Source organism: Curtobacterium sp. PsM8 (assembly GCF_030433875.1).
Taxonomy (GTDB): Bacteria; Actinomycetota; Actinomycetes; order Actinomycetales; family Microbacteriaceae; genus Curtobacterium.
Map to the genome: position 1 here is coordinate 1 of NZ_JARUXD010000004.1, position 20,005 is coordinate 20,005.

General features: G+C 72.1%; 17 protein-coding genes and 1 tRNA gene. 8 read left to right on the top strand and 10 right to left on the bottom strand.

The window, feature by feature from the left end; translation table 11 throughout:
• Window positions 1-158: 158 nt before the first annotated feature.
• Window positions 159-234 (bottom strand) — tRNA-Lys (locus QCD68_RS01385).
• Between the two features lie 112 nt (window positions 235-346).
• Here QCD68_RS01385 and bcp point away from each other — a divergent pair.
• Window positions 347-817 carry a thioredoxin-dependent thiol peroxidase gene (gene bcp / locus QCD68_RS01390; RefSeq protein ID WP_301221747.1) on the top strand — a complete coding sequence of 157 codons (471 nt, stop codon included), beginning with the start codon at window positions 347-349 and terminating at the stop codon, window positions 815-817.
• A 46-nt stretch (window positions 818-863) separates the two neighbouring features.
• On the opposite strand, the gene QCD68_RS01395 is transcribed toward bcp, so the two are convergent.
• Window positions 864-1,283, bottom strand: coding sequence for a hypothetical protein (locus QCD68_RS01395; RefSeq protein WP_301221748.1), 420 nt, complete (start codon window positions 1,281-1,283; stop codon window positions 864-866).
• A 265-nt stretch (window positions 1,284-1,548) separates the two neighbouring features.
• Here QCD68_RS01395 and QCD68_RS01400 point away from each other — a divergent pair, with 265 nt between their 5' ends.
• The gene (locus tag QCD68_RS01400) at window positions 1,549-1,797 is read left to right on the top strand and encodes a WhiB family transcriptional regulator (RefSeq protein ID WP_022904217.1); all 249 of its coding nucleotides are present in this window, start codon (window positions 1,549-1,551) and stop codon (window positions 1,795-1,797) included.
• Between the two features lie 92 nt (window positions 1,798-1,889).
• Here QCD68_RS01400 and QCD68_RS01405 read toward each other — a convergent pair whose 3' ends face one another.
• Complete coding sequence (locus QCD68_RS01405) at window positions 1,890-3,395, bottom strand: sensor histidine kinase (protein ID WP_290157806.1); 1,506 nt, start codon at window positions 3,393-3,395, stop codon at window positions 1,890-1,892.
• A gap of 120 nt (window positions 3,396-3,515) precedes the next feature.
• Here QCD68_RS01405 and QCD68_RS01410 point away from each other — a divergent pair, with 120 nt between their 5' ends.
• Window positions 3,516-4,013 carry an Rv3235 family protein gene (locus QCD68_RS01410; RefSeq protein ID WP_221849623.1) on the top strand — a complete coding sequence of 166 codons (498 nt, stop codon included), beginning with the start codon at window positions 3,516-3,518 and terminating at the stop codon, window positions 4,011-4,013.
• Window positions 4,014-4,110: 97 nt separating this feature from the next.
• Here QCD68_RS01410 and secA read toward each other — a convergent pair whose 3' ends face one another.
• From secA to mtrA, 6 genes are all read right to left on the bottom strand, one after another.
• A complete protein-coding gene (secA, locus tag QCD68_RS01415) occupies window positions 4,111-6,894 on the bottom strand; it encodes a preprotein translocase subunit SecA (RefSeq protein WP_221849624.1) in 2,784 nt (927 codons plus the stop codon).
• 150 nt (window positions 6,895-7,044) lie between these two features.
• Complete coding sequence (hpf, locus tag QCD68_RS01420; protein ID WP_301221749.1) at window positions 7,045-7,767, bottom strand: ribosome hibernation-promoting factor, HPF/YfiA family; 723 nt, start codon at window positions 7,765-7,767, stop codon at window positions 7,045-7,047.
• Between the two features lie 185 nt (window positions 7,768-7,952).
• Complete coding sequence (locus QCD68_RS01425) at window positions 7,953-8,717, bottom strand: ComF family protein (protein WP_301221750.1); 765 nt, start codon at window positions 8,715-8,717, stop codon at window positions 7,953-7,955.
• A 198-nt stretch (window positions 8,718-8,915) separates the two neighbouring features.
• On the bottom strand, window positions 8,916-10,616 hold the full coding sequence (locus QCD68_RS01430) for a GerMN domain-containing protein (protein ID WP_301221751.1): 1,701 nt from the start codon (window positions 10,614-10,616) through the stop codon (window positions 8,916-8,918).
• Complete coding sequence (mtrB, locus tag QCD68_RS01435) at window positions 10,613-12,277, bottom strand: MtrAB system histidine kinase MtrB (protein WP_301221752.1); 1,665 nt, start codon at window positions 12,275-12,277, stop codon at window positions 10,613-10,615. Before mtrB ends, QCD68_RS01430 begins: the two co-directional genes overlap by 4 nt.
• 5 nt (window positions 12,278-12,282) lie before the next feature.
• A complete protein-coding gene (mtrA, locus tag QCD68_RS01440; RefSeq protein WP_110904734.1) occupies window positions 12,283-12,960 on the bottom strand; it encodes an MtrAB system response regulator MtrA in 678 nt (225 codons plus the stop codon).
• Window positions 12,961-13,105: 145 nt separating this feature from the next.
• Between mtrA and QCD68_RS01445 the strand changes: the two genes are divergently transcribed.
• The 5 genes from QCD68_RS01445 to QCD68_RS01465 are packed head-to-tail and all read left to right on the top strand — an operon-like array spanning window position 13,106 to window position 18,930.
• Window positions 13,106-14,593 carry a glycerophosphoryl diester phosphodiesterase membrane domain-containing protein gene (locus QCD68_RS01445; protein WP_301221753.1) on the top strand — a complete coding sequence of 496 codons (1,488 nt, stop codon included), beginning with the start codon at window positions 13,106-13,108 and terminating at the stop codon, window positions 14,591-14,593.
• Complete coding sequence (locus QCD68_RS01450; RefSeq protein WP_111074215.1) at window positions 14,590-15,231, top strand: DUF4129 domain-containing protein; 642 nt, start codon at window positions 14,590-14,592, stop codon at window positions 15,229-15,231. The genes QCD68_RS01445 and QCD68_RS01450 overlap by 4 nt, the downstream gene beginning before the upstream one ends.
• On the top strand, window positions 15,228-16,541 hold the full coding sequence (locus QCD68_RS01455; protein WP_301221754.1) for a DUF4350 domain-containing protein: 1,314 nt from the start codon (window positions 15,228-15,230) through the stop codon (window positions 16,539-16,541). Before QCD68_RS01450 ends, QCD68_RS01455 begins: the two co-directional genes overlap by 4 nt.
• 38 nt (window positions 16,542-16,579) lie before the next feature.
• Window positions 16,580-17,581 carry an AAA family ATPase gene (locus tag QCD68_RS01460; protein WP_441005162.1) on the top strand — a complete coding sequence of 334 codons (1,002 nt, stop codon included), beginning with the start codon at window positions 16,580-16,582 and terminating at the stop codon, window positions 17,579-17,581.
• Window positions 17,581-18,930: a DUF58 domain-containing protein gene (locus tag QCD68_RS01465; RefSeq protein WP_301221755.1), complete on the top strand. Its 1,350-nt coding sequence runs from the start codon at window positions 17,581-17,583 to the stop codon at window positions 18,928-18,930. Before QCD68_RS01460 ends, QCD68_RS01465 begins: the two co-directional genes overlap by 1 nt.
• Before the next feature lie 42 nt (window positions 18,931-18,972).
• Here QCD68_RS01465 and QCD68_RS01470 read toward each other — a convergent pair whose 3' ends face one another.
• Window positions 18,973-19,968: a stage II sporulation protein M gene (locus tag QCD68_RS01470; protein WP_301221756.1), complete on the bottom strand. Its 996-nt coding sequence runs from the start codon at window positions 19,966-19,968 to the stop codon at window positions 18,973-18,975.
• Window positions 19,969-20,005 lie beyond the last annotated feature (37 nt).

Here is a 20,005-nt window from a genome sequence, read left to right on the forward strand (position 1 = left end):
CTCCGGTCCGGAGCACCCGCCTGCCGTGTTGCACAGGTGCGTCGGCCAGCACGTTGGGGGCTGTCCGCGCCTCGGGCGTGGCGCGGATCAGTCGGTGCTCCAGCGGCGATCGACCTTCAACGCAGAAGACCCCGACCGGATCGGTCGGGGTCTTCGTGTGGTGCACCCCCTCGGACTTGAACCGAGAACCCACTGATTAAGAGTCAGTTGCTCTGCCAATTGAGCTAGAGGTGCGAGTGTTGAGTTGTCTGGCCGCTTGGGCGTGCGCCCCGCGACGGGAATCAACAATAGCATGACTTCTGCGTGCCCCTGACCACTCGGGGCGCCCAACGAACAGGAGCCCCCCTTGAGCGACCGTCTCGCCGTCGGCGACACCGCACCCGACTTCACCCTCCCCGACCAGGACGGCACCGAGCACGCGCTCGGCGACCTCCGCGGGCGCAAGGTCATCGTGTACTTCTACCCCGCCGCCTCGACCCCCGGGTGCACGACCGAGGCGTGTGACTTCCGCGACAACATGTCGTCCCTGCAGGCCGCCGGGTACGAGGTCCTCGGCGTCTCCAAGGACGACCTGCCGGCCCTGCAGCGGTTCCACCACGAGCAGGCCCTGAGCTTCCCACTGCTCAGCGACCCGGACCTCGCCGTGCACCGGGCGTACGGCGCCTGGGGCGAGAAGAAGAACTACGGCAAGATCGTCACGGGCACGATCCGGTCGACGATCGTCGTGGACGAGCACGGCTCGGTACAGCTGCCGCTCTACAACGTGAAGGCCACCGGACACGTCGCGAGCCTGCGGAAGAAGCTCGGGCTGGTCTGACCGCGCTGCGCCGCTGTCGTCGCGCGGCGCTGCTGCGGCAGTTGCCTCAGTCGCGTCGTGCGAGGACCGCGGTCACCGACCTCGAGAGCACCAGGGTGATCGCGAGCAGCGCGGGGACGAGCAGCGCCCAGCCGACGGCCGGGACGCGGAACACGCCCTGGAACGCGCCGATCGCGAGTGCCCCCTGCAGGACCTGCCAGACGACGACCCCGCTGCGCACCCACGCCCGGCCGCGCCGCAGGCCGACGACCATGGCGCCGAGCCAGAGGGTCGCGAGGACGGCCAACACGAGCAGTGCGACCGCTGAGGCCACGCTCGCCGCGGGGGCCGTGAGGAGCTCGACGAGCAGGAAGACGGTCACCGCTGCCATCGCCAGGAACTCGAGTCCGACGACGACGATGAGCACGAGGAGCGCAGCAGGCCGCCCCCGGGGGACGACCTGGTCGTCCGGGATGGTGTCAGGCACAGCGATCCTCCAGCAGTGAAACCCTTGATTTGGCCATACCAGTATGGAACGATGTTCGAGGTCGTTTGGACGGCACGATGTGGTGTGCGTCTCCCGTGGTTCGACGCTCCTCCCCCGAGCGTTCTGCGGGCGTCGAACTCTCTCCGAGCGGGCTCCTCCCCACAGGAAGCCTCCCGTACATCACATGAGCATGTGCAGAGTCCCGATCCCCCGAGTCACGGCCCCGGCCTGCCGTTCGAGCATCTAACGCAAGGAGCACCACCACATGGATTGGCGTGACCAGGCAGCCTGCCTCACCGCGGACCCCGAGCTCTTCTTCCCCGTCGGGAACACCGGCCCGGCCGTCGACCAGATCGAGAAGGCCAAGTCGGTCTGTGCTCGATGCACCGTGACCGAGATGTGCCTCCAGTACGCACTCGAGAACAACCAGGACTCGGGCGTCTGGGGTGGCCTCAGCGAGGACGAGCGTCGCGCGCTCAAGCGCCGCGCTGCCCGCGCCCGCCGCGCCTCCTGACACCGCGGGGCCACGAGACCGTCTGACGCCCGCCGCGCCCCTCGGGGCCGGCGGGCGTCGTCGCGCCCGGCGCCGTGGTGCCATCGGCGTCGCTACGCGGCCGTCCCGGCCGTCAGCCAGCGGAACGGGATCGAGATCGTGACCTCGGTGCCGCTGCCCGTGAGCGTGTGCCAGTCGATGGTGCCGCCCAACTCGCCCTGGATGAGGGTGCGGACGATCTGGGTACCGAGACCCGAGCCGACCTTGCCCTCGGGCAGGCCGACACCGTTGTCGCGCACCTGGATCTCGAGGTGGTCCTCGTGGCGGTTCGCGACGATCTCGACCTCGCCATCGCGTCCGTCCAGCCCGTGCTCCACGGCGTTCGTGACGAGTTCGGTGAGCCCGAGGGCGAGCGGGGTGGCCGCCTCGGACGGCAGGACGCCGAACTCCCCCGTCTTCTTCGGGTGGACCGTCGTGTTGTGGGACGCGGCGACCTCGGTCACGAGCTTGAGGACGGAGTCGAACACCTCGTCGAAGTCGACCGTCTGGCTGAGGCCCGTCGACAGGGTGTCGTGCACGACGGCGATCGCGGCGACACGGCGCATCGCGTTCTGCAGGGACGTCCGGGCCTCGTCCGAGTGGGTCCGGCGGGCCTGGATGCGGAGCAGGGACGCGACGGTCTGCAGGTTGTTCTTGACGCGGTGGTGGATCTCACGGATCGTCGCGTCCTTCGTGATGAGCTCGCGCTCCTGGTGGCGCATCTCGGTGACGTCGCGGCAGAGGACGACCGCCCCGATCCGCTCGCCGTGGTCACGCAGCGGGATCGACCGGAGCGTCACGGTGACGCCCTTCGCCTCGATGTCGGCACGCCAGGGAGCCCGCCCGGTGACCACGAGCGGCAGGGACTCGTCGACGTCCAGCTGCGCACCGAGGAGCTCGGTCGTCACCTCGGCCAGCGACTTGCGCTCGAGTTCGCCGTCGAAGCCCATCCGGTTGAAGGCGCTGAGGCCGTTCGGGCTGGCGAAGGTGACGACGCCGTCGGTGTCCAGCCGGAGCAGACCGTCGCTGGCACGCGGCGCCCCACGACGCGGACCTGCCGGGGCGCCGAGGTCCGGGAAGTCGCCGGTGGCGATCATCCCGAACAGGTCGTTCGCGCTCGCGGTGAAGTTCAGTTCCTGACGGCTCGGCGTGCGCGACTCGTCCTGGTTGGAGTGTCGGGTCACGACGGCGATCGGGCGGTCGGTGGTCTGCGCGCTCTTGGCGGTCAGACGACGGAGCACCGGGATCGCACGGACCCGGGTCGGGGTGTCCTCGTACCAGTCCGGCTCGGCCGAGTCGACGACCCGGCTGCCCGTGAAGCTCTGGGTGACCTGGTCACGCCACTCCTCGCGGATCTCCTGTCCGACGATGTCGCGGTAGAACAGCGTCGCCGCGGACGACGGACGAGCGTGCGCGACGGCGACGAAGGTCGAGTCGTCGCGGGTCGGCACCCACAGCACCATGTCGGCGAAGGACAGGTCGGCGAGCAACTGCCAGTCACCGACGAGCAGGTGCAGCCACTCGACGTCGGCTTCGGAGGAACGGCCTTGTGCGAGGACGAGGTCACTGAGGGTCGACACCCGACCAGTCTAGGTGTGGCTCCCGAGGCCGACCACGCGCCGCTGTGCACGAGAACGGTCTGTCCACAGGTCGGTCCGATTGACCGTATGTGATGTTCCACGAACCCTACGCTCGGCCTGATGAAAGGGGCCGGAGTGGCGGAGAACGCACGACGGATCGAAGACGAGCCGGACACGCACGGAGCGGACGCGGGGCCGGAAGGCCGCCACGACGAGCACGCGGAGCACGAGGGACACGATGAACAGCACGAGAACGGGCCGCCCGCATCGGGGGTGGAACTGCCGGACCCCGGCGAGACCGCACGGTCGCTGGCGCTCTGCGTGGCGGAGATCCTGACCGGGGCGCGCGAGGTCGAGACGATCTCGCGCTGGATCACCGAAGAGGTCCAACGACACCTGCAACACCGTGCCGCGCTGGCGGCCCGCGCTCGCTCGGCGGCTCGTCGGCGCCGACACCGCCCGGTGATCCGGGTCGGCAGCGTCGTCGTCAGCGTGCCGCGTGTCGGCGTCGCCGAGGCTGCCGTCGTCGTGCACACGCGCAGCCACGCCCGCGCGGTCGCCATCCGGCTCGAGGAACGCAAAGGACGGTGGCGGGCCACGGCGATCGGCGTGCTCTGACGGTCGCGGCGACCCGTGATCGGGTGTTTCGCCGACGACGTGACGGGAGGCCCGGTACCAGCTGGTACCGGGCCTCCCGTCACGATGGGGCTGTGTGTCAGCCCTTCTTGGCTGCCGCCCGGCGCTCGGCGCGGTTGCTCGCGTCGGCCTGGCCGGACGCGGTCGCCGCCGAGCCGAAGGCGGAACCCTTCTCGGGACCGGCGGCCTCTTCCTGCTCGGCCTGCGCGCGCTGCGCACGGGCGGTCGCGGCCTGCTCGAGGCGCCCGGCCTCGTCGCGGACCTCGACCTCGCCGTCGATCGACGGAGCGGAGTACTCGAGCCCGGCGTTCTCGCCTTCCTCGTTGAGCCCCTTCGCCTCGATGACCGCGCTCTCGCCGTCGGACTGCACCTGGACCTCGAGGTTGAAGAGGAAGCCGACCGACTCTTCGCGGATCTGCCCCATCATCGTCTGGAACAGGGCGTAGCCCTCGCGCTGGTACTCGACCAGCGGGTCGCGCTGCGCCATCGCCCGGAGGCCGATGCCGTCCTTGAGGTAGTCCATCTCGTAGAGGTGGTCGCGCCAGCGGCGGTCGATCACCGACAGGACGACGCGACGCTCGAGCTCGCGCATCGCCTCGTCGCCGAGGGCCTCTTCGCGGTTCTTGTAGGCGAGCTGCGCGTCGGACAGGATCTCGCGAGCCAGGAACTCCCGCGTCGCCTTGCCCTTCGAACCGGCCTCAGTGATGACCTCGTCGATGGTGATCGAGATCGGGTACAGCGTCCCGAGCTCGGTCCACATGGCGTCGAGGTCCCAGTCGTCCGGGGAGCCGTCGCCGGTGTGGGTGTCGATGACGTCGTCGATGACGCTCTTGAGGAACGACTGCGCACGCTCGTGCAGGTCGTCACCCTCGAGGATGTGCCGGCGGTCGCTGTAGATCGCTTCGCGCTGGCGGTTCAGGACGTCGTCGTACTTCAGGACGTTCTTGCGGATCTCGGCGTTGCGGCCCTCGACCTGCGACTGGGCGGAACGGATTGCACGGCCGACGAGCTTGTTCTCGATCGCCAGGTCGTCCGGCACGTTGCCGCGGCCCATCAGGCTCTCGGCTGCACCGGAGTTGAACAGGCGCATCAGGTCGTCGGTGAGCGACAGGTAGAACCGGCTCTCGCCCGGGTCACCCTGACGGCCGGAGCGTCCACGGAGCTGGTTGTCGATACGACGGGACTCGTGGCGCTCGGTGCCGAGGACGTAGAGGCCGCCGGCGTCGCGGACCTTCTCGCTCTCCTGCTCGACCGCGGCCTTCATCGCGGTGAAGACCTTGTCCCACTCGGCTTCGTACTCGTCCGGGGTCTCGGTCGGCGAGAGGCCCTTGGCGTGCATCTCCTGCACGGCGAGGAACTCCGCGTTGCCGCCGAGCATGATGTCGGTACCACGACCGGCCATGTTCGTGGCGACGGTCACGGCACCGGCACGACCGGCCTGGGCGACGATCGCGGCTTCCCGCGCGTGGTTCTTCGCGTTGAGGACCTCGTGCTTGACGCCCTTCTTGGCGAGCAGCTTCGACAGGTACTCGGACTTCTCGACGCTCGTGGTGCCGACCAGGACCGGCTGGCCCTTGTGGTGGCGCTCTTCGATGTCGTTCGCGACCTGCTCGAACTTGGCCTGCTCGTTCTTGTAGACGAGGTCGGTCTGGTCGATGCGCTGCATCGGCCGGTTCGTCGGGATCGGGACCACGCCGAGCTTGTAGGTCGACATGAACTCGGCCGCTTCGGTCTCAGCGGTACCGGTCATGCCGGAGAGCTTCTGGTAGAGGCGGAAGTAGTTCTGCAGCGTGACGGTGGCGAGGGTCTGGTTCTCGGCCTTGACCTCGACACCTTCCTTCGCCTCGATCGCCTGGTGGATGCCCTCGTTGTAGCGACGGCCCATCAGGATTCGACCGGTGTGCTCGTCGACGATGAGCACCTCGCCGTTCATCACGACGTAGTCCTTGTCGCGCTTGAACAGGGCGGACGCCTTGATCGAGTTGTTGAGGAACGAGATCAGCGGGGTGTTCGCGGACTCGTAGAGGTTGTCGATGCCGAGGTAGTCCTCGACCTTCTCGATGCCGGGCTCGAGGACACCGACGGTGCGCTTCTTCTCGTCGACCTCGTAGTCCTCGCCCGGGGTGAGCCGGGTCGCGATGGACGCGAACTCGGTGAACCAGCGGTTCGCCTCACCAGACGAGGGGCCGGAGATGATGAGCGGCGTGCGGGCCTCGTCGATGAGGATCGAGTCGACCTCGTCCACCACGGCGAAGAAGTGGCCGCGCTGGACCATGTCGGAGGCCTGCCACGCCATGTTGTCGCGCAGGTAGTCGAAGCCGAACTCGTTGTTCGTGCCGTACGTGATGTCCGCGGCGTACTGCTCGCGACGCTCGATCGGCGACTGCCCGGCGATGATGCAGCCGGTGGTCATGCCGAGGGCACGGAACACGCGGCCCATGAGCTCGGACTGGTACGACGCGAGGAAGTCGTTGACCGTGATGACGTGCACACCGCGCGACGGGATCGCGTTGAGGTAGGCGGCGGTCGTCGCCACGAGGGTCTTGCCCTCACCGGTCTTCATCTCGGCGATGTTGCCGAGGTGCAGCGCCGCGCCACCCATGAGCTGCACGTCGAAGTGCCGCATGCCCAGGGTTCGCTTCGAGGCTTCACGGACGGCGGCGAACGCCTCCGGCAGGAGGTCGTCGAGGGTCTCGCCGTTGGCGTACCGCTCGCGGAGCTCCGTCGTCTCCTCCTGGAGTTCCTCGTCGGTGAGGCTCGCGAAGTCGTCCTCGAGGTCGTTGATCGCCGAGGCGTACGCCTTCAGCCGACGGAGGGTCCGCCCTTCACCGATGCGGAGGACCTTCTCCAACACGTTTGCCACGTGAGCTCCTTACGAAGTCGTCGTGCGCGGTCGACGCGCCCGATCAGCCAGTCATGCTAGCAACCCGCCGGGGTCCGGCGCTGGGAGCAGCGCGAGTGCGCACGACCCCGGACGGGACCGTGCGCACTCGGAGGTGGTGCGTCGCGTCGACTACGCGGTGGCGGACACGGACTCCTCGACGAGGACGTGTTCGCTCCCCCGGGCGTCGGCGCCCGGGTTCTCGTCGATGCCGATGACGCCGTAGTCCCAGCCCTTGCGGCGGTACACGACACTCGGGCGGTGGGTCTCCGAGTCGACGAACAGGTAGAAGTCGTGCCCGACGAGCTCCATGTGGTACAGCGCGTCGTCGACCGTCATCGGTGCGGCCTCGAAGACCTTCTGGCGGATGACGACCGGCGAGTACGCGGCGTCTTCCTCGTCACGCCCGGCTTCCTGGTCGGCGTCGACCACGGGGACGGCACCGGTGGCGACGGTCTCGATGAGCCTGCCGTCGGCGGGCTCGACGCCCATGCCCTCGAACGCCGCACCCGAGGCCTCGGCCACCGAGGTCGGACGGTGACGCCCGCGGTGCACCTTCTTGCGGTCACGTGCCCGGCGCAGGCGCTCGGCGATGCGCGCGAACGCCAGGTCGAAGGCGGCGTACTTGTCCGACGCGGCGGACTCGGCCCGGACGAGCGGTCCGGGTCCGATGAGGGTCAGTTCGACGCGGTCCTCGCCCTGCGCCCCGCTGCTCTTCTCGTGGTGCCGGCTCACCCGCACCTCGAAGGCGAGGGCCCGGTCGGCGAGCACGTCGATCTTCTCGGACTTCTGCTCCACGTAGGCCCGGAATCGGTCGGTGACCCCGACGTTGCGGCCCGTGATCGTCACGTCCATGGCGGCTCCCATCCACATTCGGCGGTTCGCCTGCGTCCGGCGAACACCAACGCCTTGCCGCGAGGCTAGACCCTGCGGGCTCGACCCGTGCCGGTGCGGGCCCGCGTGCCGGAGACCTCCACCGGATGCCCAGGCGACGTCCATCTCCGCGGCCGGGCGCTCGTGCTGGTCGTCGGCGTGCACGCTCACACCTCGACCGTGGCGGCGGCCACGCAGCGGACGACACGGCCACCGGCGGCCCGGACGGCCCGGATCGCCTCGGCCATCGTCACGCCGGTGGTGACGACGTCGTCCACGAGCACGACGTCCTGGCCGTCCACCCCGTCCGCGGCGAGGGTGCCGACGGTGGCCGCCACGCGCTCGATCGCGGTCCGTTCCTTCTGCCCCCGGCCGGCTGCCCCGGCCGCGTGCGGTCCGTCACCCCGCACCGGATCCGACAGCGGGACCCGCCGCAGGGCTCGTGCGCGACGGACGCCCGCACGCCGCAGCACCGTCACCACCGGGTCGAACCCGCGTCGCCGGTGCCCGCGCGGCGAGGGCGGGACCCGGAGGACCACCGTGCCCGCGGGCGCTGCGGCGAGCGCCGACCGGACGAGGTCCGCGGTCCGTCGGGTGAGCCCGCGGACGACGTCCACCCGCCCCCGCAGTTTCCACTCGAGCACGAGGGTGCGGACGAGACCGTCGTACTCGTGGGCGGCGTCGAGCCGGACCCCGGCGACGAGCCGGGTCCGCGTGGGGAGGGCGTCGAGTGCTGACCGGCAGGCGCGGCACAGGGCTCGGTCCGCGGCGCCGCAGCCGACGCAGACGACGGGCAGGACGAGGGCGAGGACCGTGGCGGCGGCATCGGACCAGGGCCGGTCCGCGCAGCGCGGTGGTGTCGGTGGGCGCGGCGAGGGCACGGGTGACGGGACGGCGGGTGGCGGGACGGCGGGCGTCTGGAGCGTCGGCATGACCCGATGGTGCCCGGCGCGGACCACCGGGCGTGGGCCGGCGGGACGGACTGTGGACGGGCCTCCCGGCCGGGCCGGATGTGCAGGACGAGGCGACCAGCCGGCACCGACCGGAGCAGCACCGACCCGACCAGCGCCGACCCGGCGGTCAGCGCTGCACGCCGACCAGCACCGGCCGGACCAGCACCGACCCGACGGTCAGCGCTGCACGCCGAGCACCGACGCCTCGACGCCGGTGGTGTCCCACGCGCCCCCGGTGGACTGCAGCACCGACCCGTCCGACATCCGGAGCAGCATCGCGCTGCCGCTCCCACCGACGATCCCCGTGGCCCGCCCGTCCGGCTTGGCGAGCGTGTCCCACTGGCCGCCGACGGTGGTGCGGACGACGCTCGAACCGGCGCTGGTGCGTCCGACCGAGGCGACGTCGAGCTCGTCGACCCAGGCGGCTCCGACGGGGTCGCCCTCGGCGGCCTGCACCCGGACCGGCGGTCCGAGTGAGGTCGGTGCCCGGTCCGACCCCCGGGTGATCGCGACGACGTAGAGCGCTGCTCCGTCGTCGGTGTCGAGCAGGGCCAGGGCGCGCGTCGAGTCGCGGGACACCTGGAATGACACGAGTTTCCCGTCCGGCAGGGTCGAGGTGACGGTGTGCGGGTCGCCGCCGAGGCCGTAGGCGGTGATCGACCGGGTGTCCGACTGCTGGGCGACCCAGACGAAGCCCTGGTCGTCGATGCTCGGGGCGACCAGGTCCTCCCGGGTGTCGATGCGGAGGGGGTCCTTGCCGGACCGGACGACGAACACGCCGTCGTCGTTGCCGACGGCGGCGACCGAGCCGGAGGCGGAGAGGGCCAGGGACTGCGGTCGGAGCCCGGCGATGCGGTCGCTGAGGCCGCCGCCGAGCGCGGTGACGTCTCCGGTGCCGGCCGTCGCGTACCCCGTGACCCGGTCCTGCACGACGAGTGGACGGGCGTCGACGTCGGGGTTGCGTTGCGCGCTCGTGCCGCTGGAGTCGGGCAACGGGACGGGGACGCCCTCGACCGTGAGGTCGACCGACGAGATCGTGGCGACGGAGGAGAGCGAGTCGGTGAGCTGTTCGCGCATCCGGACCTTCTCGACCGTGTTCGCCCGGAGCGCCTCGCTCGACAGGTCGACCTGCGCGCTGCCGCTCTCGATCGTGACGGCGTTCAGCGAGAGCTGCGTGCCCTCGGGGAACGAGGACACGACCGAGCCCTCGAGCCACTCGGCGGGTCCGGCGAGCAGGGCGCTGACGATGCGGGTGCTCGTCGAAGACCGGGCCAGGAACCACCGTTCGTCGGGGACGAGGAACCGGTAGGTCGGGTCGTAGAAGTACAGGGCGTGCGGCTGGAACACCGAGGTGAAGTTGACCGGCGACAGGATGATCCCGTCGGGGGCGTAGCTGATGCGCCACTGGCCGTCCTCGCGGACGAACTGGAACGTCAGCGTCGAGGACGTCGGCCGGACGGCCTGGGTGTACTCGCCGTCCGCGTCGACCGAGGCACTTGCCGTCAGGGTGTAGGTGAGTTCCTCGTCCCCGACCCGTTCCACGTCGCCGTCGCCCTGCCGGATGGTGACGCCCTGGCGCGGGTTCCACTTCTGCGAGAACCCGCTGCTGAGGAACTCGCGGGCGACCGCGTAGTCGTTCTGGGCACCGGTGGCGGCGTCGATGAACTGCGTGAGCAGGTCGGTCTGGTTCGCGCCGTCCTCCGGCCCGGTGGGGCGGTAGTCGACGCCGCCCGTAGGCGACTCGTCGGTGATCGACTGCCCGGAGCGGACCGGGCCGCCGGTCGGGATCGCGGCACAGGCGGTGGCGCCGAGCAGCGTCACGGCGGCGAGCGCGGCCGTGAGCACGAGCCGGAGGCGCGTGGTGCGGGTCCGGGTCATGCCGGTTCCTCCGTTCCGGTCGGTCCCTCGTAGGACTCGTCGAGTGCGGGCAGCGGGATCGCGGAGGTCGGCGGGGCCTCACTGCTCCGGCGGGGCAGGGTGAGCACGAACGCGGACCCTTCGCCTGGTCGGGACCACACGTCGATGCGGCCGCCGTGCAGCTGGGCGTCGCCGAGGCTGATGGCGAGCCCGAGTCCGGTGCCGCCGATGGTGCGCTTGCGGCTCGGGTCGGCCCGCCAGAAGCGGTCGAACACGCGCGCGGTGTCCTCCGCCGGCATCCCGACTCCTCGGTCACGCACCGCGATGGCGACGGACCGGGAGTCGCTGTCGACCACGACGTCGACCGGGCGGCCGTCCCCGTGCTCGATGGCGTTGCCGACGAGGTTCCGGAGCACCCGGCGGATCCGACGGGCGTCGAGCTGCATGGTGGTGTGTCCGCCCGGGGTGGCCAGGCGCAGTTCGATCTCGGCGCGGTCGGCGAGCGGGCGGAACTCCTCGACGATGTCGGCGGCGAGCGCGGCGGGGACGACCGGTTCGGTCTCGAGTTCGACGGCCTGTGCGTCGTACCGGGAGATCTCGAGCAGGTCGGCGAGCAGCAGTTCGAACCGGTCGACCTGGGCGTGCAGCAGTTCCGCAGAGCGGGCGACGGACGGCTCGAAGGCGTGGCGGGCGTCGAACAGCAGATCGCCGGCCAGGCGGATCGTGGTGAGCGGGGTGCGGAGCTCGTGCGAGACGTCGGACACGAAGCGCTGCTGGACGCGCGAGAGCTCGGCCAGCTGGGTGATCTGCCGGCTGACGGCGTCGGCCATGTCGTTGAAGCTCCGGGCCAGCGTCGCGATGTCGTCCTCGCCCCGGACCGGGATGCGTTCGTCCAGGCGGCCGGCGGCGATCTTGCGGCTGGTCTCGGCAGCGCCGCGGATCGGGACGACGACCAGGCGCACCACGAGCGAGGTGACGAGGGCGATGAGCACGATGAGGGCGACACCGCCGATCGACAGGGTCTGCGACACGAAGTCGAGCGTCTGCTGCGCGTCGGACAGGTCGTACACGATGTAGAGCTCGTACTGCCCGGCGCTCGGGATCTGCAGGGTGGACCCGACGGCGAGTCCCGGCCCCCGGCCGCCCGGCCCGTCGAGCCGCACGGGCTGCAGGCTGAGCTCACCGGTGTCGGCGGCGACCCGTTTCCGCAGGTCGTCGGTGATCACGGAGTCGGGGAACCCGGTGCTGGCGACGTTCTGCAGGATCTGCGGGGTCCGGGCTCCCGGTGTCCGTTCGATCGCGATGCTCGTCCCACCCGGACTGGTCGTGTTCGAGAGGATCGCGTTCTGCGCCTCGCTCTGCAGCGACTCGAGTTCGGTCTGGTTGTTGTCCTCGGCCGCGGTCGCCGCGTCGAAGATGTTCTGCGCGACGATCGTCGCGCGCGCCGACTCGGCCTCGATCTGGTCGCGGCGCTGCGCGTAGACGTTGTTCGAGATGCTCACCATGACCGCGGTGCCGATCACGGCGACGGCGAGCCCGGTGGTCGCGACGGTGATCGCGGCGGAGCGGACCATCAGCGAGCGACGCCAGAGGTACGCGATCCCGCGCCAGATCCGGCGGAGCCAGGTGCGGACCCGCCGGCGCACGCGGCGGAACGGCGCCGGAGCCGACGACGACGGCACGGACGTCAGCTCTGCGCGCCGGCCCGGTACCCGACCCCGCGGACGGTGGTCACGATGCGCGGGTTGTCCGGGTCGTGCTCGATCTTGGCGCGGAGGCGCTGCACGTGCACGTTCACCAGGCGGGTGTCCGCCTTGTAGTGGTAGCCCCAGACCTGCTCGAGGAGCATCTCGCGCGTGAACACCTGGCTGGGCTTCTCGGCGAGCGCCCGGAGCAGGTCGAACTCCAGCGGGGTGAGGGCGATGGCCGCGTCGCCCCGGCGGACCTCGTGCCCGGGGACGTCGACGACCAGGTCACCGACGTGCAGGACGGTCGCGTCGGTCGCGGTCGGCCGCAGGCGGGTCCGGATCCGGGCGACGAGCTCCTTCGGGTTGAACGGCTTCACGACGTAGTCGTCGGCACCGTTCTCGAGCCCGGCGACGACGTCGGCGGTGTCGCCCTTGGCGGTGAGCATGATGATCGGGGTGCCACTCTCGGCCCGGATCCGTCGGCACACCTCGATGCCGTCGATACCGGGCAGCATGACGTCGAGCAGCACGAGGTCGGGCTTCGTCGCGTGGAACGCCTCGACGGCGTCGTTGCCGTCGGCACTGAAGTCGGGCTCGTAACCCTCCGACCGGAGGACGATGCCGATCATCTCGGCGAGGGCCTGGTCGTCGTCGACGACGAGGATGCGCGGTGTCATGGGATGCGGACTCCGGAGGGCAGGGTGGGCACCCAGGGACGGGTGCTCTCCGCTCACGATAGCCGAGGCCCCGTCATCGGAGGTTTTCCGACAGGATGGACACGGTCGCGCTGTTCCGGCAGCGACCAGGCGAGGGGGCAGTTCGATGGTCGACGACGGATGGCAGGTCCCGGGGGCGAACGGGCCGCAGCACGGTGGCGGTGCGCAGCCGCCGCTGACGCCGCAACCGCAGGCACCGCAGTACCCGACAGCATCGCCGTACCCGACGGCCTCGCCGTACCCGACGGCCTGGGGCCCGGTCGGACAGCCGGGAGGCACGCCCGCCCCCGGCTTCCCCGTCCCGCCCATCGGTGGGCCGGCCCCACTACCGCCCGCGTCCCGCCCGGTGATCCCCCTCCGGCCGCTGGGTCTCGCGGACGTGCTGGCCGGCGCCTTCACGGTCTTCCGCCGCAACGCCCGCGTGCTGCTCCTCTGGGCCGTCCTGCTCTCCGGTGTCCTCGGGCTGCTGGCCACCCTCGGCACCACGGCCGGTCAGCGGATCCTGCAGAGCCGTGTGCTCTCGGCCGTCGACGGCGGTGCCCGTGGGGAGACGGACAGCATCATCGCCGGCACGGTGACCCTGTACGCGGTGCTGTCGATCGGCCTGCCCTTCCTGACCTACCTGGCGCGCGGGTTCCTCGTCGCCCCGGTCGCGGTCGACACCGGGCAGCGCGTGCTCGGCCGGCGTGGCACGTTCCGCGGCCTGTGGTCGCTGCTCGCCGGGCGCCGTGGTGCCGTGATCGGCTGGATCGTCCTGCAGCTCGTCGCCGGGATCGCGGTCGCCGTCGTCTTCGTCGTGGTCGTGATCGCGTTCGTGGCCGCCCTCGCCGCGGGCCGGAGCTCGGCCGGCTGGTACGTGTTGGCGATCGTCGTCATGGCCCTCGGGTTCACGGTGCTCCTGGCCTTCCTGGTCACCCGGTTCGCCTTCACGGTGCCGACGATCGCGCTCGAGGGACGCGGGGTCTTCTCGGCGGCCGGACAGTCGTGGCGGCTCACCCGCGGCGCGTTCTGGCGCACGTTCGGCATCCTGCTGCTCGTGCAGGTCGTGCTCGGGATCGCGGGCAGCATCGCCAGCATCCCGCTCACCCTCGGGCTGAGCCTGTTCTCCGGCGTGTTCGACCCGCTGGGGCAGACCGCGTCCACGAGCGGCAGCCCGTCGGTCGGCGGCGTCATCGCCCTCGTCATCGGCAGCCTGCTCGTCATCGCGGTGCAGTCCGTGACGGACGTGCTGAGCGCCTCCGTCGTGACCTTCCTGGCGATCGACCGCCGCATCCGCACCGAGGCGCTCGACCAGCGCATCGCATCGCACCTGGACACCGGGCAGCCCGCGGACCCGTTCGCGCCGCACGCCCCGGTGGCGCGTCCGCCGTGGACGCCGGGCGCGCCGTGGCAGCAGCCGCAGCAACAGTGGCAGCCCCAGCAGCCGTGGCAGCCCCAGCAGGGCTGGCCGCAGCAGCAGCCGCAGCCGCAGCAGCAGCCGTGGAGCCCGCAGCAGCCCCCGCAACCGCAGCAGGGCTGGCAGCCCGAGCAGCCCCAGCAACCACAGCAGCCGCCACAGCCCTGGACCCCGCAGCCGCCGGACACCCGCGGATGAGCACCCCAGGGCCCGACGAGGCGCGCCGACTGCTCGAGCAGGAACTCGCCCACCGGGAGTACCGCGGCGCGCAGGAGACGTGGTGGGACCGGGCCTCGCGGTCGTTCCTCGACTGGCTCGGCTCCTTGGCCCCGGACGGTGTCGGTTCCCCCGGCGTCGGCCGCACCCTGCTCGTCATCGCCGTCCTCGTGCTCGTCGCCGTGGTCGTCCTGGTCGTGGTCACACGAGGCCTCCCCCGCCGCCGTGCCCGCCTCCGGCCGACGGCACCCGGCGGCGTCTTCGACGACGACGACCTCCGCTCGGCACAGGTCGTGTCCGCCGCCGCCTCGGCCGCGTTCCGCGCCGGGGACTGGGCGACCGCCGTCCTCGAGGGGTACCGCGCCCTCGCCCGCGGGCTCGGCGAACGCGACCTGGTCCTCGTCGTGCCGGGTGCCACCGCGCGCGCGATCGCCGACCGCGCCACCGTCCCGTTCCCGCAGTTCGGCGACGTGCTCCGCGGTGCCTCCGACACGTTCGACGCCGTCCGCTACCTGGGCGCCGAAGCCGACGAGTCCGCCGCCCGTCGCGTCCTCGAGACCGAGCGCGCCGTCCGGGAGGCCCGCCCCACCCCCACGGACCGGCCGGCGGTCCCCGCGTGAGCGCCCCGACGGCACCGGCAGAGGCAGCGGCACCGACCGGGGTCCCCGCTGCCGCGACCGCCGCTGGCGAGGACCGGAAGCCGCGCTCGGACCGCGTCCTCCGCGTCGTCGGCTGGATCGCGGTCGTCGTGGTCGGGTTGCTGCTCGCCGCCCTGACCGCCGCGGTGGGCCAGGGTGACCCGCAGCGACCCGTCCCGCTCGACCCGACCTCGACGGCGACCAGCGGGTCCCGGGCCGTGGTCCGGGTCCTCGAACAGCAGGGCACCCGGGTCGACGTGGTCCACGACGCCGACGCGCTCGACGTCGGCACGGGTGACACGGTCCTGGTCGACGACTCCGCCGGGGTGCTCGACCGTGGCGTGGCCCGTCGCATCGCACGGACGGCTCCCGACGTGGTGCTCGTGACGAACGACCCGGGCGTCCTGGAGTCCTTCGACGTCGACGCCCGTCCGGCGGGCAGCACCTCGTCGACCCGCGTGGCCTCGACCGCGTCCTGCCCGATCCCGGCGGCGCGGACCGCGGGCTCCGTCACCGTCGTCGGTGCCACCTACGACACCGACGACCCGACGGTGGAACGCTGTGCACCGTCCGGCACGGGGGCGGACACCCACTGGGGGTTGCTCCGGACCACCACGGCGGACGGTCGGGTCACCCTCCTCGGCACCACCGGCGTCCTCCGCAACGACACCGTCACCCGTGCCGGCAACGCCGCCCTCGCGCTCGGTCTGCTCGGCAGCGGCGACCGCCTGGTCTGGTACGTCCCCACCGCCGCGGGCAGCGACGCGGCCCCGTCCCTCGGTGACCTCGCGCCGCCGTGGTTGCCGAGCGCCATCGCCGTCCTCGGGCTCGTCGCGGTCGCGGCCGCACTCTGGCGCGGCCGCCGGCTCGGGCCCCTGGTCGTCGAACGCCTGCCCGTCGTCGTCCGTGCCGCCGAGACCACCGAGGGACGCGCCCGCCTCTACGCCCGGGTCCGCGACCGCACCCACGCCCTCGACACCCTCCGACTCGCGGCCGTCCGGCGGATCGGACGCAGCCTCGGGCTCCCCCGGTCGGCCCACGTCGACGAAGTCGTCCGGCGCACCGCCGCCGTGACCGGGCGGTCCGCCGACCGCGTCGGCGCCGTGCTCGTCGGCGGCAGCACCGATGACGACCGTGCGCTCGTCGACGGGGCAGCCGCCCTGGACGAACTCGAGCACGCGGTCCGCCGAGCCCGCTCCGGGGACGCGGGACGGGCCTCCCGGCCGGCGCCCGACGCACCTGCGCAACCGACACCACCGACCACGCCCGAACGACCAGGAGGACGATCGTGACCGACCTGCCCACCACCCCGCCCTCCGGCAAGGCCGCCGTGCCTGCTTCCGAGCCTGCCGCCGTGCCTGCCGCCGGGCCGACCCCGGGCGGTGACCCGCTCCGCGAGGTGCTCGGCCGTGTCCGCACCGAGGTCGGCAAGGCCGTCGTCGGGCAGGAGGGCGCCGTCTCCGGCATGATCGTCGGGCTGCTCGCCCAGGGCCACGTGCTGCTCGAGGGCGTCCCCGGTGTCGCGAAGACCCTGCTGGTCCGCAGCCTCGCCGCGGCGATGTCGCTCGACACCAAGCGCATCCAGTTCACGCCCGACCTGATGCCCGGCGACGTCACCGGCTCGCTCGTCTACGACGCCTCGACCGGCACCTTCCCGTTCCGCGAGGGGCCGGTGTTCACGAACGTGCTGCTGGCGGACGAGGTGAACCGGACCCCGCCGAAGACGCAGTCCGCCCTGCTCGAGGCCATGGAGGAACGGCAGGTCAGCGTCGACGGCGCAGCGCGGATGCTGCCCGACCCGTTCTTCGTCGCCGCCACGATGAACCCGATCGAGTTCGAGGGCACCTACACGCTCCCCGAGGCACAACTCGACCGGTTCCTCATGAAGCTGACGCTCGACCTGCCGCCCCGCGAGGTCGAGTGGCAGGTCCTCCGCCGCCACGCCGACGGGTTCGTGCCGCGCGACGTCCGCTCGGCGGGGATCGTCCCCGTGGTCGGCGTCGACGAGGTCCGGGCCGCGCAGCGCGCGGTGCGTGCCGTCGGTGCCCGGGACGACGTCCTCGCCTACGTCGTGGACCTGGCCCGCGCCACCCGCCGGGCCCCCTCCGTCCGGATCGGCGTCAGCCCGCGCGGGTCCACCGCGCTGCTGGCGGCCGCGAAGGCGTGGGCGTGGCTGACCGGCTACGACGCGATCACGCCCGACCACGTCCAGGCGATGCTGCTGCCCGTGTGGCGGCACCGACTGCGGATCGCCGCCGACGCCGAGCTCGAGGGCGTCGACGCGGACGGTGTGCTGCAGCAGGTCCTCGAACAGGTCCGGGTGCCGATCTAGTGGCGGTCTCGGGTCGGTTCGTCGCGCTCCTGGCGGTCGCCGTCGTCCCCACCGTGCTGCTCGGCAGCGGATGGGGCGCCCTGGCGTGGATCGGCCTGCTGCTCCTGGCGAGCGCCGTCGACCTGCTGCTCGCCGCGGACCTCACCCGCGTCCGGGTCGACCGCCGGATGCCGCGACTCGCGCGTCGCGACACCGCGGCGGAGGGCACGCTCGTCCTGACCAACGACGGCAGCCGCGTCCTCCGCGCCCTCGTCCGGGACATGTGGGAGCCGTCGGCCGGCCAGGAACCGCGTCGCGTCCGTCTGACGGTGCCGTCCGGCGAACGCCGCACCGCCCGGATGCGCTTCACCCCGTTCCGCCGCGGACGACGGACCACCACCGGGATCGCGGTCCGGGCCTCGGGTCCACTCGGCCTCGTCGCCCGCCAGCGGGTCGTCCCGGCCCCCGGCGAACTCGTCGTCACGCCGCCGTTCCGGTCCCGGCGCCACCTGCCGTCCCGACTCGCCCGGCTCCGCGAACTCGACGGCGAGACCACGCTGCAGCTCCGTGGACACGGCACCGAGTTCGACTCCCTCCGCGACTACGTCCGCGGTGACGACGTCCGCTCCATCGACTGGCGGGCCACCGCGCGCCGCCAGGACCTGGTCGTCCGCACCTGGCGCCCCGAGCGCGACCGCCGCGTCGTCGTCATCGTCGACGCCGGACGCGCGGGCGCCGGCCGGGTCGACGACGAACCCCGCCTGGACACCGCCATCGAGACGGCGCTCCTCGTCGGTGCCCTCGCGGCAGCCGCCGGTGACCGGGTCGACCTCGTCGTGCTCGACGACGCCGTACGCGGGCGGGTGCACAGCGCGACCCGCTCGGACGTGGTCCAGCGGTTCGGCGAGACCCTCGCGCTGGCCGAGCCGGAACTCCGGCCGACCGACTGGGCCGCGGTCCCCGGGATCGTCGACGCCGTGACCACGCAGCGCGCCCTCGTGGTGCTCGCGACCAGCCTCGACTCGGTGGGCGCCTCCGGCGACCTGCTGACGGTCCTTCCCCTGCTCGCTCGGCGTCATGCCGTCGTCGTGACGTCCGTCGAGGACCCGGCCGTGGCGCGGATGGCGGCGACCGGCGAGGGCGACCGGCGGGGCGGGAGCGAGGCGGGCCTCCCGACCGGGACCGCTGCGACCCACGGGTCGGTCGACGTGTACCGGCGCGCGGCCGCGGAACGGTCGCTGCTCGACGCCGACGGCGTCGCGGACGTCGCCCGTCGCGCCGGCGCGGAGGTCATCCGTGGTCTGCCCGAGGAGGTCCCGCCGCGGACCGCCGACGCGTACCTGCGGGCGAAGGCGGCCGGGCGGCTCTGATCTGATCGGGAGGCGCCGGCCGGGAGGCGCTGGTCGGCACTGTCAGCCGGCGACGATCTCGGAGGCTCCCCGGTCGAACTCGTCAATGTCGCCGCGCTCCCCGGCACGGTGCGCGCGCCCGCCGACCACCCACTGGTACGTCAGGACCAGCGCGAGCGCCACCGTGCCGATGCCGATCTTGACCGGCCACGGCCAGTCCTGCCGGGTCACCGTCCCCTCGACGATCCCGGAGAGCAGCAGGGTGAGCACGAGGCCGATCGCGACCGTGATGAGCGCGCGGCCGTCCTCGGCGAGGGCCTGCGCGCGGGTCCGGTGTCCCGGGGCGATCCACGACCACGCGATCATCAGGCCGGCACCACCCGCCAGGAAGATCGAGTACAGCTCGAGCTGCCCGTGCGGTGCGATGTAGAGGAAGAAGTCCCCGAGCCGCCCCTGCGAGTGCATGATCGACGCCGAGACGCCGAGACTCACCGCGTTCTGCACGATCGAGTACGGCACGAAGAGCCCGGTGATGCCGAACGCCACCATGCTCGCGGCGATGTACGCGTTGTTCGTCCACACCTGCGCCGTGAACGCGCCGAGCCCGTGGTCGGAGTAGTAGTCGACGAAGTCCTGTGTGGCGTACCGGCGGAGCGCCGAGTCCGAGCCGAACGTCGCGACGGCACCGGGCGTCGAGGTGATCCAGACGGCCGTGACGGCGGCGATCAGGACGGTCGCGACGGCGACCCAGATCGTCACCCAGCGGATCCGGTACAGCGCAGCCGGCAGCTGCAGGGCGAAGAAGCCGACGACGGCGGTCACCGGGTCGACCGGCGTGCCCGTGAAGCGGAGCCGCGCACGGTGCAGGGTCAGCGACAGCCGGTCCCCGGTCGCCGAGCGTGGGGACACCTGCCGGATGCGGGCGAGGTCCGTCGCGGCCGACTGGTAGTCCGCGAGCATCCGGTCGACGTCGTCACCGGAGGTCGGACGACGCCGTGCGAGCCGGTCGAGTTCGTCCCACCGCGCACGATGTGTCTCCGCGTAGGCGTCCAGGTCCATGCGCTCCCCCTCGTGCTGGTCGGAGCCGCGCTCCGGG

Coding starts and splice junctions, on each gene's coding strand:
- QCD68_RS01400 (WP_022904217.1), top strand. CDS start 1,549: ATGGATTGGCGTGACCAGGCAGCCTGCCTCACCGCGGACCCCGAGCTC.
- QCD68_RS01410 (WP_221849623.1), top strand. CDS start 3,516: ATGAAAGGGGCCGGAGTGGCGGAGAACGCACGACGGATCGAAGACGAG.
- hpf (WP_301221749.1), bottom strand. CDS start 7,767: ATGGACGTGACGATCACGGGCCGCAACGTCGGGGTCACCGACCGATTC.
- QCD68_RS01425 (WP_301221750.1), bottom strand. CDS start 8,717: ATGCCGACGCTCCAGACGCCCGCCGTCCCGCCACCCGCCGTCCCGTCA.
- QCD68_RS01430 (WP_301221751.1), bottom strand. CDS start 10,616: ATGACCCGGACCCGCACCACGCGCCTCCGGCTCGTGCTCACGGCCGCG.
- mtrA (WP_110904734.1), bottom strand. CDS start 12,960: ATGACACCGCGCATCCTCGTCGTCGACGACGACCAGGCCCTCGCCGAG.
- QCD68_RS01445 (WP_301221753.1), top strand. CDS start 13,106: ATGGTCGACGACGGATGGCAGGTCCCGGGGGCGAACGGGCCGCAGCAC.
- QCD68_RS01450 (WP_111074215.1), top strand. CDS start 14,590: ATGAGCACCCCAGGGCCCGACGAGGCGCGCCGACTGCTCGAGCAGGAA.
- QCD68_RS01470 (WP_301221756.1), bottom strand. CDS start 19,968: ATGGACCTGGACGCCTACGCGGAGACACATCGTGCGCGGTGGGACGAA.